Raw genomic sequence first — 13,806 nt, 5'->3', positions numbered from 1 at the left:
GGGTGCCGGGGGTGCTGGGGGGCGGGGTGCCGGGGCGGGGCGTACTGAGGCCGGGGCGTACTGGCGGCGGGGCGTACTGGGGGCGGGCACGCCGAACGGCACTGATGAGCGGTTCGAGCGTCCGGCGAGATGAAGGAGGAGGGCAGGGGTGTCCTGTGGGTGCGGTCAGGGCGGCGTCGTACCGGGCCCGGCGTCCGCGCTGGGCACGGCTCCCGCGGGCCCGGTGCTGGCCCGCAGGGAGATGGGTGGCGTGAGGAGGTGGTGCCGGGGCGGCGCGTCGGGATGGTCGAGCCGCTCCACCAGCAGGTCGACGGCGAGCCGGCCCAGCTCGGCCGCCGGTACGTCCGCCGCGGTGAGCTGCGGGGTCACGGTCTCCGCCCAGCGGCTGGCCACCACCCCGGTGACGGAGAAGTCGCGCGGCACATGGCGGCCCGACTGGGCCAGCCCCCGGTAGAGGCCGCCCAGCGCGGCCTCGTTCAGCGTGACCAGGGCCGTGGTGGCGGGGTCGTCGTGCAGGATCCGTTGCACACAGCTCTGGCCCGAGGCCGCGTCGTCCCCGCAGCAGTACGTCCGGACCGTCAGTCCGCGCTCGGCCGCGGCCTTCGTGAACCCGTCCAGGCCCCGGTGCGCGGACTCGTACCCGGCCCGCAGCAGTTGCTCGGGACGGTTGACGAAGGCGACCCGGCGGTGGCCGAGGTCCGCCAGGTGGTGGACACACGCCTCCGCCAGCGCGGTGTGGTCCAGGCCCACCCACCAACCGCCCTCGGGACGAGCGGTACGGCCGATGGCGACGGAGGGGAAGTCGAGAGCGGCCAGATGCTCCACCCGGTCGTCCTCCAGCCTGATCTCCATCAGGATCGCGCCGTCGACCCGCCGCTCCCCCAGCAGCCGCTGGAAGGAACGGTCGCTGTCCACGCCGCTGGGGGACAGCAGCACGTCGTAGTCGTAGACCGCGGCGGCCTCCACCACACTGCCGATGAAGTCCAGCTGCATCCCCGTGTAGTGGTTCCCGGCCGGCGGGAAGACCAGGCCGAGGGTGCTGGTCCGTCCGTTGGCCAGGGCGCGGGCACTGGCGCTGGGCCGGTAGCCCAACTCGTCGACGACCTGCTGGATTCTCCGGCGCGTGTCCTCCGAAACCGGCCGCTTGCCGCTCAGCGCGTAGGACACGGTGCTCCGCGAGACACCGGCCCGCCGGGCGATCTCACCGATGTTCACGGCGACTCCTTGCTCGAACCGGTTCGACACCTCGCGGGAGGGAGCGACCGCCGGTCATGAGGGGGTGGGATGGGACGGGGAGCGACGGCCGGTCGTCGAACCGGTTCGCGTGAAGCGACGGTAGGAACTGCCCGAACGCCTGTCAACACCCCGGGACGCACATTCCTGATCCCGAAAAGGACCGACAGATCCTCGCGTCGAAGGGATTGCTGGCCGGGTTTCCCGGTGCTAGCTTCGCCGAACCGGTTCGATGAAGCGATCCTTCCGGCGACCGTGGGCCCGCTCCCCCACACCCCCGCGGGCGCCGAGCCGCCATCCCCGCCACCTCGAGAAGTGCCCTTGCCTCTGTGCCGCGTGTCATCGAACCGGTTCAGCCCGCACCACCAGCTCCGCACGCTCCTCGCTGGACGCGGCACGTGGGCGAGCAGCCGACCGAGGCCGGCCCGACCGGAACCCCTTACTCAAGGATTGAGGACGCAATCCATGCCTGCTGACAGATCCGCCCGGCGCCGAGCCTCGGCCGCCGTGGCACTGACTCTCGGCGCGGGGCTGCTGGCCGCGCCGGCCGTCCCCGCGCAGGCGGCCGAGACTCCCCAGCCCGCCGCCCGCTACACCTTCGACCAGGACGACCTCGCCTCCGGCAGGATCACCGACAGTTCCGGCAACGGCCTGACGGCGAGCCTGGTCAACGGCTCCACCGCCCAGTCCGTCGCCGGCACGGGCGGAGGCAAGGCGCTGGCCCTGCCCGGCGGGGCGCCCACCTCCACCGGCGCGTACGTCCGGCTGCCTCGCGAAGTACTCGACGGCGCAACCGACTTGACGGTGTCCGCCCGCGTGAAGTGGAGCGGCGACACGTCTCCCTGGCAGCGGATCTTCGATCTGGGCACCGACAACACGAAGTACCTGTTCACCACCCCGTCCAGCGGCAACGGTGTGCTGCGCACCGCCGTCACCACCGGCGGCGGGGGCGCGGAGGCACAGGTCAACGGCTACGCGATGCTTCCCGCGAACGAGTGGCGGACCGTCACCGTCACCCTCGACACCACCGCCGGCCGGCTCACCACCTACCTCGACGGCGTGGCGGTCTCCTCCGCCGCGACCGGCATCAAGGCCAAGGAGCTGCTGGGCGGTTCGGCCACGGCCGCCGGCTACATCGGCAAGTCCTTCTGGCCGGACCCGCTGCTCAAGGGCGCGATCGACGACTTCACCGTGTGGCACGCGGCGCTCAGCGCCGAGCAGGTGGCCGGCATGGCCGGGACCGTGCCGACGGTCCAGGAGCTGTCGAAGACGTCCTTCGAGGTCCGTACGACCTCCGGGACCGCCCCCTCCCTCCCGGCCGCCGTCCGCTCCTCCTTCTCCGACGGCTACGACCGCGACACGCCGATCACCTGGGACGCCGTACCGTCCGAGCGGTACGCCCGGCCGGGGACGTTCACGGTGGCGGGAACGGCGGCCGGACGCGCCGTGAAGGCGACCGTCACCGTGGTCCGCGAGGGGGAGCTCACCGTCGACCTCGGCTCGGACACCGGCGCGTTCCACGGCGGCGCCTCCGGCACCCTCTACGGCCTGTACGGACCGGACGTCCCCACCAACAACCTCATCGAGGGCATGGGCCTGCGCACGGTCTCCACCAAGGCGCAGGACGGTCCGCAGCACCCCGGTGCCGATGCGCTGGAGGTGGTGAAGCCGCTGGCCGACTCCACCGACGGTGACGTGTACATCTACATGACCGACATCCACCGCGGCTTCCCGTACCAGTGGCCGGGCGACACCCCCGAGGAGAAGCTGAAGCTCTACCGGGAGAAGATGGCCAAGCAGGTCGACCAGGTCCTGCGACTGCCGAAGGAGTACCAAAACAACATCGTCTTCGTGCCGTTCAACGAGCCCGAGGGCAACATGTTCGGCACCGGCGAGTGGAGCTACAACAAGGTCAGCTGGCTCAACGACCCGGACGACTACTTCGCCGCCTGGGACGACGCCTACCGGCTCATCAAGGGCAGGATGCCCGACGCCCGCATCGCCGGCCCCAACACCAGCGTCCTGTACGACCAGGTGAAGGGCTTCCTCACGCACGCCCTGGCCGCCGGCACCCTCCCGGACGTCATCACCTGGCACGAGCTGAGCCACCCGGAGGCGGTGCGCGAGAGCGTCGCCAAGTACCGGGCGTGGGAGAAGGACCTGTTCGAGGGCACCGACAAGGAAAGCACCCAACTCCCGGTCAACATCAACGAGTACGCCTTCAACTACCACACCTCCGTTCCCGGCCAGATGATCCAGTGGGTGTCCGCGATCGAGGAGTCCAAGGTGGACGCCGACATCGCGTACTGGAACATCGACGGCAACCTCTCCGACTCCGCGGTGCAGTCCAACCGCGGCAACGGCCAGTGGTGGCTGCTGAACTCGTACGCCTCGATGAGCGGGCACACGGTGAAGGTGACCCCGCCGTTCCCCGGCGAGAACTACACCATGCAGGGCGTCGGCACGCTCGACGAGAAGAAGAAGCAGGCCCGGCTGATCTTCGGCGGTTCCACCGGCAAGGGCCACATCACCTTCGCGGGCGTCCCGGAGAAGGTCTTCGGGGACCGCGTGCACGCCTGGGTGCGGGAGATCGAGTGGAGCGGTCAGGTCGGCGACTCGTCCGGCCCGAAGCTGCTCACGGAGACGAACCTGAAGGTCGGTGACGACGGCACGGTCGTCGTCGCCTTCGGCGACGGCGCTCTGCCGAAGCTGAAGGAGTCCTCGGCGTACGAGATCGTCCTCAGCCCGGCCGGGAAGGCGAAGGACACGCAGTCCCCGCCCGTGCGCTGGCAGGCGTCGTACGAGGCGGAGGACGCCGCCCACACCGGGTCCGGCTACTCGAAGAACGGCCCGGAGGGCTCACCGCGCGACGTGTCGAAGTTCTACACCTCCGGCGGCTACGACGTGGGCGGTCTGCGCACCGGCTCGGACGTCACGCTCGACTTCACCGTGGACGTGCCCGAGGACGGCACCTACGACCTGAGCGTCTTCGCCAACTCCCTCAACACCTTCGACAAGGTGAAGGAGCAGGGCCCCACCAACGTCTTCCTGCGCGTGGACGGCAAGGCGGACAGCGAGCAGGAGCTGTACCTGCCGCTCGGCTACAAGTGGGTGGTGTGGGACCACACCGACACCAAGGTCCAGCTCACCAAGGGCAAGCACACTCTGACGCTCGCCGCGAAGAGCCTCGACGGCAAGCGCGCCACCAAGGGTGACGCCATCGTCGACCGCCTCACCCTCTCCCTCCCCGGGGCTTCGGCCGCCACGCAGGTGTACGAGGGCGAACTGGCCTGGCCGGCCGGCGGGGCGCAGCCCGTCTACACGCTGCCGAAGCAGGCCGGAACCCCGGCCACCGGCTCGGGCGCGGTCCGCCTCGCGAAGGGTCAGACGGCCACGTTCTGGGTCTACTCGCCCGCCGACCGCGAGGCCACCCTCAGGGTCGACACCCTCGGCGGCAAGGGCGCCCGGCTCTCCGTCAACGGACACGACGTCCTGCGCCTGGCCAAGGGCGGGAACAGCGTGGCGGTCTCCCTCTCGGGCGGCGTCAACAAGGTGACCCTGACCGGAGGTTCGTCCACCACCCTCGTCGACCGCCTGACGGTCACGCCCACACAGGGCGCGCTCCCGGTGCGTACGTACGAGGCGCAGGACGCCGAGCTCGCGGGCTCGGCCACGCTCACCCCGCTCTCCCTGGCCACCGACGGCACGGCGATCACCGGCATCGGCGGCGCCCCCGGCAACGGCAACACGGCGACGTTCACCGTCGACGCCGACCGGACCGGCCTGCACGCGCTGCGCATCCGCTACTCCAACCCCGAACAGTCCGAAGCCACCCACTACAACCCGGACCCGCTCGCCCGCCACGCCGACATCACCGTCAACGGCGGCGAGACGCGGCGCGTCGGCTTCCCGCACAGTTTCCACCAGAACAACTTCTGGGAGCTGACCGTCCCGGTCCACCTGAAGAAGGGGCAGAACACGATCGTCCTGCGCTCCGAGGAACTGCCGAACTTCGACGGCACCACCTACGCCTCGGACACCTTCCCCGGCGTGCTGCTCCGCTCGCGTTACGCGCCGCTGATCGACCGGGTCACCGTCGCGCCGTACGCGCGGGAGGTGCGATGAGGTGACACCGCCGGCGCCCGGGTCCGTCATGGTCGGCGGACCCGGGCGCCGCGCTGTTCGAAGCGGGCGCCTCAGGTGGCCAGCAGGCCCCGGCCGAGCCAGTCCGAGGCGTCGTGGACGCCGGGCAGGGCGAAGAAGTAACCCCCGCCGGTCGGGGAGATGTAGTCGACGAGGGGTTCGTCGATCAGGCGGGTCTGGGTGGCCTCGAACTGGCGCTGAACGTCCTGCTGGTAGCAGCAGAAGACCAGGCCCATGTCGAGGTTGCCGACGGTGTCGATGCCGCGGTCGTAGTTGTAGCCGCGCCGCAGGATGCGGGAGTCGTCGGTCGCCGTCGTACGCGGGTTGGCGAGGCGGATGTGGGCGTCGAGCGGGATGGCCGTACCGTGCGGGTCCCTGGTGTAGTCGGGGATGTCGGTCTCCCGCGCGCCGTCGAGCGGGGCGCCGGTGTCCTTGCGGCGGCCGAACATCCGCTCCTGCTCGGTCAGGGAGACCCGGTCCCAGAACTCGACCAGCATGCGGATGATCCGCACGACCTGGTAGCTGCCTCCGGTGGCCCAGGCCGGCTCGCCCTGCCCGTGCCCCACCCACACGAGGCGGTTCGTCTCCCGGGCGGAGGTGACGTCCGGGTTGGCGATGCCGTCCTTGAAACCGAGCAGGTTGCGCTGGGCGCCGCTGGGCCGGGGGGTGTTCTGGAAGCCGTCGACGCGCCAGCGGATCTGCATCGCGCCCCGGGTGTGCCTGGCGATGTCGCGCAGGGCGTGCAGCACGGTGTCCTGGCGGTGCGCGCAGATCTGCAGGGACAGGTCGCCGTGGCACTCGGCGGGGTTCAGGTCGTCGTTGGGGAAGGTGCGCATGGGCGTCAGGCGGCGGGGCTTCGCCTTCGCGAGCCCGTAGCGGTCGTCGAAGAGGGAGGCGCCGACGCCGACGGTGACGGTGAGCGCGTCGGCGGGGACGATCGGGCCGAGGATGCCGTTGTCCGAGGGCGGGGCGCCGACGCCCAGGTCGGTGGGGGTGCCACCGGAGGCGAGGAAGCGGGCCCGGTCGGTGAGAGTGCGCAGCAGCTCGGCCAGGTCCCGGCGGTCGTCGGCGATGACGTCGAAGGAGACGAAGGTGGCGGCGGCCTGCGCGGGGGTGAGGATCCCGGCCTGATGGGCGCCGTGGAAGGGCACCTTGGCGGCGGTCGGCGTCTCGGCCGCCTGTGCGGTGCCGCTGCCGGTCTCGGCGAGCGCGATCCCGCCGCCGGCCAGGACCGCGCCTGCGGCTCCCGCGGCCAGGGCTGTCTTCACGAAGGAGCGGCGGTCGGCACCGGCGGGGCAGCAGGTCGGGTCAGTCAGATCACTCGGATCGGTCGGATCGGCGGACGGCATGTGGGCTTCCTGGACTTCCTGGGTTTCGTGGGCTTGGTGGGCTTCCTGGGCTCGGTGGACTTCCTGAGTCACGCGGACTTCCTGATCTCCAGCAGGTCCGGCACCGGCGACAGGTCCTCCAGGAGCTGCCCGGTGGCACCGTCGAGGCGGGCCCGCGTGGTCCGGTCGAGCCGGCCGACCGGGGTCCAGGTCGTTCCGTGGTGCTGCGCGTCGAGCAGCTTCCGCAGGCGTGCGATGTCCGCGTCCACGGTGGGGAGCAGGTGCGGGGCGCGGGCGGTGAGCAACGGCCTGAGGACGGTGAGCAGTTCGCGGGTGCCCGTGAGGTCGGCGTCGGCGGTGGCCAGCTCGGTGCCGCTGCCCTGATCGGCGTCGCCGGTCAGCTCGAACCGGAGGGTGTTCTCCAGGATCTCGTGGGTGCGCAGGGGCAGGTCGGCCGGGTCGAAGTCCTGGTGCGGGAAGGCCTTGTGCAACCCGGCCGCGTCGGCGGCGAGCTGCCGCGCCGGGCCCTGGAGTTCGCGGGCCGACTGTCCGTGCCACAGCCCGTACTCGACGCGGAGGAACCCGGTGAAGTCCTTGTCCCGCACTCCGCCCGGCAGTCCGTCGGGCCTGCCGTCGATCTTCCGGTCGTAGTCCTGGAAGGTGCCGTAGGCGGCGCCGAGCGAGGCGTACGTGCGGTGCGCGGTCAGCCAATCGGTGCGGGCCGTGTCCAGGTGGCCGCCGCCGATGTCATCGCTGAGCTTCCGAGTCCGGGTGACGAGGGTGGCGAGGCCCCGGTTCACGTACGCCTTGTACGCCTTGAGGGGCGCGGCCAGATCGTGCGCTGAGACGGGGACGACCGCGGTGGCACCGCGACCACCGCTGACGCGGACCGCCCGGGAGGTGACGGCCCTGCCGCCGCTGGGCACACAGCGCCAGGCGTACGTTCCGCCCGCGACGGTGGCGACCAGGTCACGGGTGGTGCCGGGTGCGAGACCCTCGACCTCGCCGTACACCGCGCCGGTGGCCGGGTCGACGAGGTACACCTCGGACGTCTTGTCCCCCGTGTTGCGCATCCGGAAGGTCTGCCGACCGGGTTTCGGCGCGGTGAAACCCTTGCCGCAGTCGGTCCCGGAGACGGCGATCGTCTGAGCGGCCGCGGGCTCGGGCCGCCCGAGGGCCACGAGGAGACCCGCGAGAGCCACCGGTACGGCGACCACCGCGACGGGGAGCAGCCAGGCGGGGCGGAGGCGAGTGGGCGCGGTCACAGTCGCGGCCGGGGACGGGGACAGGGACGGGGTGGCAGGGCCCTGCGGGGTGCCACTCCCCTGCGAGGCGCCTGCCCCCCGCGAGGCACTGGCGCCCCGCACGAACAGCCCCATGACCACCACGAGATACCCGGCATACCCGACCACCTGCAGCCAGGTCATCGTCGGCGTCAGGTTGAACACGCCCTGGATGAGGGTGCTGTACCAGGAGCCCGCGTCGACGCTGCCGCTCAGGTCGACGGCGTACGCCGTGGCACCGGGCAGGGCTCCGCCCTCCTGGAGGTCGCGCAGCCCGTAGCCGAGGACGCCGGCGGCGATCACGATGAGGACGGCGCCGGTGGCGGTGAAGAACCGGGTCAGGTTGATCCGGAGGACCCGGCGGTACAGGGCCCAGCACAGGACCGCCGCCAGGGCGAGACCGACGCCCGCGCCGGTCATCGGGCCCGCCGACTCGTCGGCCGCGCGGGCGGTGGTCCACAGGAACAGGGCGGTTTCGAGGCCCTCGCGGCCCACCGCCAGGAAGGAGGTGACGACCAGCATGCCGGCGCCCATCCCCAGCGCCTCGGTGACCTTCTCCCTGATCTCGCCCGACAGCGCGCGGGCCGAGCGGCGCATCCAGAACACCATCGCGGTGACGAAGCCGACGGCGACCACGCTGAGCGCGCCGCCGAACGCCTCCTGGGCGGTGGCGGAGAGGGACGCGGCGGTGAAGGTGAGGACCGCGCCGAAGCTCATCGCGAGAGCGACGGCGGCCAGGACGCCCGTCCACACCTGCGGCAGGCGGGACTTGGCGCCCGCCCGCACCAGGGTGGCCACCAGCACCGAGACGATGAGCCCGGCTTCCAGTCCCTCCCGCAGCCCGATCAGGAAGCTGGGCAGTGCGTCGTCCCACATGTGCTGCGGCCCTCCCGGCCCGTCCCCGGCCACCTCACACGCGAGTTAGCCAAGGCATGCCTTAGTCGCCTTACTGACGCCGCCCATCATGACTGCCGGTCTCTGGTGATCCGGTCATGGCTGCCTCATGGGTGGGCAAAAGTACGGCTCGTGGCGGGGCTTCTTCGGTTGTCCGGCGGCGTGAGATCAGGCCTCAGCCATGGGTCAGCGTGATGTCCTGTTGCGTCGGCGGTGTTCCCAGGCCTTCGCACACGGCCGGGTGCCGCTGATGCCGCAGCCGGGCGGCTCCCCGTCGCCGCGTGATGTCAGGTCCTCGGTCGCGCGGGCCACCCCGGCGCTAGGCCCTGTCGTCGAACTCCCGTCGTCCGCCCGGAGGGCGGGCTCCGCGGCGTCAGGTGCGTGCTCTCGGCGTGCCGGGCCCTGGCCCACGTACTGGATGTACTTGGGCCAGGGCCCGGTGCGGCGAGAGTGCGTGCATGGCGTCGCGGAGCAGGCGGGAGTTTTGACGACAGGGCCTACGGCAGTACGGCGAACCCGTCGAGCTCCACCATCGCCTTCTCGTCCCACAGTCGTACGACCTCCACGACGGCCATCGCCGGGTAGTCGCGCCCCGCCAACTCCCGCCAGACGCGGCCGATTTCGCGGACATGGGTGCGGTAGGCGGCGACATCGGTCGCGTAGACGGTGACACGGGCCAGGTCGGCCGGTGCGCCGCCCGTGGCGCGCAGAGCGGTCAGGAGGTTGGCCAGGGCCCGCTCGAACTGCTCGGGGAGCGTGTCGCCGACCACCTTGCCGTCGGTGTCGAGCGCGGTCTGGCCGGCCAGGAAGACCACCCGGGAACCGGTGGCGACGACGGCGTGCGAGAAGCCGGCCGGCGGGGAGAGGTCGGGCGGGTTGAGGCGCTCGGCGGTCATGGGGCGGCCTCCACGGTGGCGTACAGCTCCTTGGCGATGATGCCGCGCTGGACCTCGCTCGCACCCTCGTAGATGCGGGGTGCGCGCACCTCGCGGTAGAGGTGTTCGAGGAGGTGGCCGCGGCGCAGGGCGCGGGCGCCGTGCAGCTGGACGGCGGCGTCGACGACGTACTGCGCGGTCTCGGTGGCCAGCAGCTTCGCCATCGCGGACCGTTTCGGGACGTCCGGGTCGCCCGCGTCGTACGCCGTCGCCGCCGCGTACACCATCAGGCGGGCCGCCTCGGTGCGCAGGGCCATCTCGGCGATCTGGTGGGACACGGCCTGCAGGTCCCTCAACTTGCCGCGGAAGGCGTCCCGTTGAGAGGTGTGGGCGAGGGTCGCGTCCAGGGCCGCCCGGGCCATGCCGACCGCGAAGGCGCCGACGCTGGGGCGGAACAGGTTGAGGGTGCCCATGGCGACCCGGAAGCCGCGGTCCACCTCGCCGAGGACGTCGTCCCTCGTCACCGGTACGGCGTCGAAGCGGAGCGCGCCGATGGGGTGCGGGGAGAGCATGTCGAGGCCGGTGCCGGTCAGGCCGGGGCGGTCGGCGGGAACCAGGAAGGCGGTCACACCGCGCGCACCGGCGCCGGGGGTGGTGCGGGCGAACACGGTGTAGAAGTCGGCCTCGGGGGCGTTGGAGATCCAGCACTTCTCACCGGTGAGCCGCCAGCCGGAGGGGCCGTCGGGGTCTGCGGCCAGGGTCGCGGTGCCGTCCGGGCCGACGGCCGGTGAACCGACCGGCCCAGGGCCCGAGGAGCCGACCGCCCCAGGGCCCGAGGAGCCGACCGGCTCAAGGCCCGATGAGCCGACCGGCCCGGCACCCGGCGAGTTGTCCGACCCGACGCCCGGGGAACTGTCCGGCCCAATGCCAAGCGAACCGTCCGGCCCAGCGCCGGGCGAACCGTCCGGCCGAACGGCAGGCGAACCACCTGACCCGACCCCGGACAAGCCATCCGGCCCAGCACCACCAGGAGGGCCATCCGGCTCCGCCCGCAGCGACAGCGCGGCCGCGTCCGACCCCGCCCCCGGCTCGCTCAGCGCGAACGCCGCCACCGCGTTGCCGTCCCTCACCCGGGGGAGCCAGCGGCCGCGTTGGGCCGCGGTGCCGTACGCGTGCACCGGGTGGGCGCCGAGGCCCTGGAGGGCGAGTGCCGTCTCCGCCTCCGTGCAGGCGTACGCCAGTGACTCGCGCATCAGGCACAGCTCCAGCGCGCCGGAGGTGAACAGCCGCTCCAGCAGCCCCAGGCGGCCGAGTTCGGCGACCAGCGGGCGGTTCACCCGGCCCGGTTCACCCTTTTCGGCGAACGGGCGCAGCCGTTCGGCGGCCAGGGTGCGCAGTTCGGCGCACCAGGCGGTCTGTTCCGGTTCGAGTGAGAATGCGGGCACGGGCGAACTCCCTCCGGAGCGGCTCCTCCGACGGTATCGCGTACCGTTGACTGTCGTCACCAACACGATACGCTCCCTGTGCGAGCCCACCACGACGCCCACCAAGGCAAGGGGGCGAGACGCCATGGACGGCCCGACCCGTTCCGCGCACGTCGACACCTTCGCCCGTGACCACCTCCCGCCGCCCGACCAGTGGCCCGAGCTCCGCTTCGACCTGCCGGAGCTGCGCTACCCCGAACGGCTGAACTGCGCCGCCGAACTGCTCCATGGCCCACCCGCCGACCGCCCGGCCTTCCGCACGCCCTCCGGCGAGATGTGGACGTACGGCGACCTGCGCGGCCGTGTGGACCGCATCGCCCACGTCCTCACCGCCGACCTCGGCGTCGTCCCCGGCAACCGGGTGCTGCTGCGCGGCCCCACCACCCCCTGGCTGGCGGCCTGCTGGCTGGCGGTGCTGAAGGCGGGGGCCGTCGCCGTCACGGTCCTCGCCCAGCAGCGCCCGCACGAACTGAGCACGATGTGCGAGATCGCCCGTATCGGGCACGCGCTGTGCGACATCCGGTCCGTCGACGACCTCGCCAAGGCCGAGATCCCGGGGCTGCGCATCACGACGTACGGCGGTGACGCCCCCGACGACCTGCTCCACCGCCCGGCGCCCGACACGCCGTACCCGGCCGTGGCCACCGCGGCCGACGACGTCGCCCTGATCGCCTTCACCTCCGGCACCACCGGACGCCCCAAGGGGTGCCTGCACTTCCACCGGGACGTGCTGGCGATCGCCGACACCTTCGCCGAGCACGTGCTGAAGCCCGTACCGGACGACGTGTTCGCGGGCAGTCCCCCGCTCGGCTTCACCTTCGGCCTCGGCGGGCTCGTCGTCTTCCCGCTGCGGGTGGGCGCCAGCGCCCTGCTCCTCGAAAAGGCCGGTCCGAAGCAGCTGTTGCCGGCGATCACCGAGCACCGGGTCTCCGTGCTGTTCACCGCGCCGACGGCGTACCGGGCGATGCTCGACGAGCTGGACGCGCACGACCTCTCCTCGCTGCGCCGCTGCGTGTCGGCGGGCGAGAACCTGCCCGCGGCCACCTGGCGGGCCTGGCACGAGCGCACGGGCCTGCGCATCATCAACGGCATCGGCGCCACCGAGCTGCTGCACATCTTCATCTCGGCGGCGGACGAGCACATCAGGGCCGGCACGACCGGCGTTCCCGTACCGGGGTGGCACGCGCGCGTGGTCGGCGACGACGGCCGCGACAAGCCCGACGGCGAGCCGGGTCTGCTGGCCGTGCGCGGCCCGGTCGGCTGCCGCTATCTCGCCGATCCGCGGCAGCGGGAGTACGTGCGCGACGGCTGGAACTTCACCGGCGACACCTACGTCCGCGAGCCCGACGGCTACTTCCGGTACGTGGCCCGCGCCGACGACATGATCATCTCGGCCGGGTACAACATCGCCGGGCCGGAGGTCGAGGACGCGCTGCTGCGGCACCCGGACGTCGTCGAGGCGGCCGTCGTGGGGCGGCCGGACGAGGCGCGCGGGCAGGTCGTGGTCGGGTTCGTCGTCGTCAAGGAGGGTGCGGAGCGGGACGCCGAGGCGCTGCGCGCCTTCGTGAAGTCCGAGCTGGCGCCGTACAAGTGCCCGCGGGAGATCGTCTTCCTGGACGCGCTGCCGCGCACCGCGACCGGCAAACTCCAGCGGTTCAAGCTGCGCACCGGGAGTGACCAGCGGTAAAGGCGGCCCGAAGGGGAACGGCGGCGACCCGCACGACCTAAGATGATCAACGTGTCCGACCAGCATGCACCACGGTCCCTCATCGTCACGCTCTACGGCGCGTACGGTCGCTTCCTGCCGGGCCCGGTGCCCGTCGCCGAGCTGATCCGGCTGCTGGCCGCGGTCGGCGTGGACGCCCCCTCCGTACGCTCCTCGGTGTCCCGGCTCAAACGGCGCGGACTGCTCGTGCCCGCCCGCACCGCACAGGGCGCGGCCGGGTACGAACTGTCGCCGGACGCCCGCCAGTTGCTCGACGACGGCGACCGGCGCATCTACGCCACCACGCCACCGGAGGACGAGGGCTGGGTGCTCGCCGTGTTCTCCGTGCCGGAGTCGGAGCGGCAGAAACGGCACGTGCTGCGCTCGCGCCTGGCCGGTCTCGGCTTCGGCACGGCGGCGCCGGGCGTGTGGATCGCCCCGGCGCGGCTGTACGAGGAGACCCGGCACACCCTGCAGCGGCTGCGGCTCGACGCGTACGTCGACTTCTTCCGCGGTGAGCACCTCGGTTTCGCGCCGACCGCCGAGGCGGTGGCCCGCTGGTGGGACCTGGCGGCGATCGCCAAACAGCACGAGGCGTTCCTGGACCGCCACGCGCGCGTGCTGCACGCCTGGGAGCGGCGCCCGGACACCCCGCCGGAGGAGGCCTACCGCGACTACCTCCTCGCCCTGGACTCCTGGCGCCACCTCCCCTACGCCGACCCCGGCCTGCCCGCGCGCCTGCTCCCCGAGGGCTGGCCGGGGGCCCGCTCGGCGGCCGTGTTCCGGGGGCTGCACGAGCGGCTGCGGGACGCGGGAGCCGAGTTCGTGGGTCTGCCCGGCTCCCCCGGCTGACCCCAGGCC

At 72.3% G+C, this 13,806-nt stretch carries 8 protein-coding genes; 3 read left to right on the top strand and 5 right to left on the bottom strand.

The window, feature by feature from the left end; translation table 11 throughout:
- Positions 1-165: 165 nt before the first annotated feature.
- Complete coding sequence (locus ACYVMZ_RS19910) at positions 166-1,215, bottom strand: LacI family DNA-binding transcriptional regulator (RefSeq protein WP_461081448.1); 1,050 nt, start codon at positions 1,213-1,215, stop codon at positions 166-168.
- 483 nt (positions 1,216-1,698) lie between these two features.
- On the opposite strand from ACYVMZ_RS19910, the gene ACYVMZ_RS19905 reads away from it, so the two are divergent.
- Positions 1,699-5,358 carry a LamG-like jellyroll fold domain-containing protein gene (locus tag ACYVMZ_RS19905; protein WP_461081446.1) on the top strand — a complete coding sequence of 1,220 codons (3,660 nt, stop codon included), beginning with the start codon at positions 1,699-1,701 and terminating at the stop codon, positions 5,356-5,358.
- A 71-nt stretch (positions 5,359-5,429) separates the two neighbouring features.
- Here the strand turns inward: ACYVMZ_RS19905 and efeB are convergent, their stop codons facing one another.
- From efeB to ACYVMZ_RS19885, 4 genes are all read right to left on the bottom strand, one after another.
- Positions 5,430-6,725: an iron uptake transporter deferrochelatase/peroxidase subunit gene (gene efeB / locus ACYVMZ_RS19900; RefSeq protein WP_461081679.1), complete on the bottom strand. Its 1,296-nt coding sequence runs from the start codon at positions 6,723-6,725 to the stop codon at positions 5,430-5,432.
- Between the two features lie 68 nt (positions 6,726-6,793).
- Complete coding sequence (gene efeU, locus ACYVMZ_RS19895; RefSeq protein WP_461081444.1) at positions 6,794-8,863, bottom strand: iron uptake transporter permease EfeU; 2,070 nt, start codon at positions 8,861-8,863, stop codon at positions 6,794-6,796.
- Between the two features lie 515 nt (positions 8,864-9,378).
- Positions 9,379-9,777, bottom strand: a complete 399-nt coding sequence (locus tag ACYVMZ_RS19890) for a RidA family protein (RefSeq protein WP_461081442.1) — start codon at positions 9,775-9,777, stop codon at positions 9,379-9,381.
- Positions 9,774-11,201, bottom strand: coding sequence for an acyl-CoA dehydrogenase family protein (locus ACYVMZ_RS19885; protein ID WP_461081440.1), 1,428 nt, complete (start codon positions 11,199-11,201; stop codon positions 9,774-9,776). Before ACYVMZ_RS19885 ends, ACYVMZ_RS19890 begins: the two co-directional genes overlap by 4 nt.
- 124 nt (positions 11,202-11,325) lie before the next feature.
- On the opposite strand from ACYVMZ_RS19885, the gene ACYVMZ_RS19880 reads away from it, so the two are divergent.
- A complete protein-coding gene (locus ACYVMZ_RS19880; protein ID WP_461081438.1) occupies positions 11,326-12,927 on the top strand; it encodes an AMP-binding protein in 1,602 nt (533 codons plus the stop codon).
- Between the two features lie 42 nt (positions 12,928-12,969).
- Positions 12,970-13,797: a PaaX family transcriptional regulator gene (locus ACYVMZ_RS19875; RefSeq protein ID WP_461081436.1), complete on the top strand. Its 828-nt coding sequence runs from the start codon at positions 12,970-12,972 to the stop codon at positions 13,795-13,797.
- Positions 13,798-13,806 lie beyond the last annotated feature (9 nt).

This window comes from Streptomyces deserti (assembly GCF_054782695.1).
Note: the sequence above shows the minus strand (reverse complement) of the source record. Positions and strands in the feature narration are given on the sequence as shown.

What these genes read in the sequence shown, in the direction of transcription:
- ACYVMZ_RS19875 (WP_461081436.1), top strand. Translation starts at nt 12,970, where the DNA reads ATGATCAACGTGTCCGACCAGCATGCACCACGGTCCCTCATCGTCACG.
- efeB (WP_461081679.1), bottom strand. Translation starts at nt 6,725, where the DNA reads ATGCCGTCCGCCGATCCGACCGATCCGAGTGATCTGACTGACCCGACC.
- efeU (WP_461081444.1), bottom strand. Translation starts at nt 8,863, where the DNA reads ATGTGGGACGACGCACTGCCCAGCTTCCTGATCGGGCTGCGGGAGGGA.
- ACYVMZ_RS19880 (WP_461081438.1), top strand. Translation starts at nt 11,326, where the DNA reads ATGGACGGCCCGACCCGTTCCGCGCACGTCGACACCTTCGCCCGTGAC.
- ACYVMZ_RS19890 (WP_461081442.1), bottom strand. Translation starts at nt 9,777, where the DNA reads ATGACCGCCGAGCGCCTCAACCCGCCCGACCTCTCCCCGCCGGCCGGC.
- ACYVMZ_RS19905 (WP_461081446.1), top strand. Translation starts at nt 1,699, where the DNA reads ATGCCTGCTGACAGATCCGCCCGGCGCCGAGCCTCGGCCGCCGTGGCA.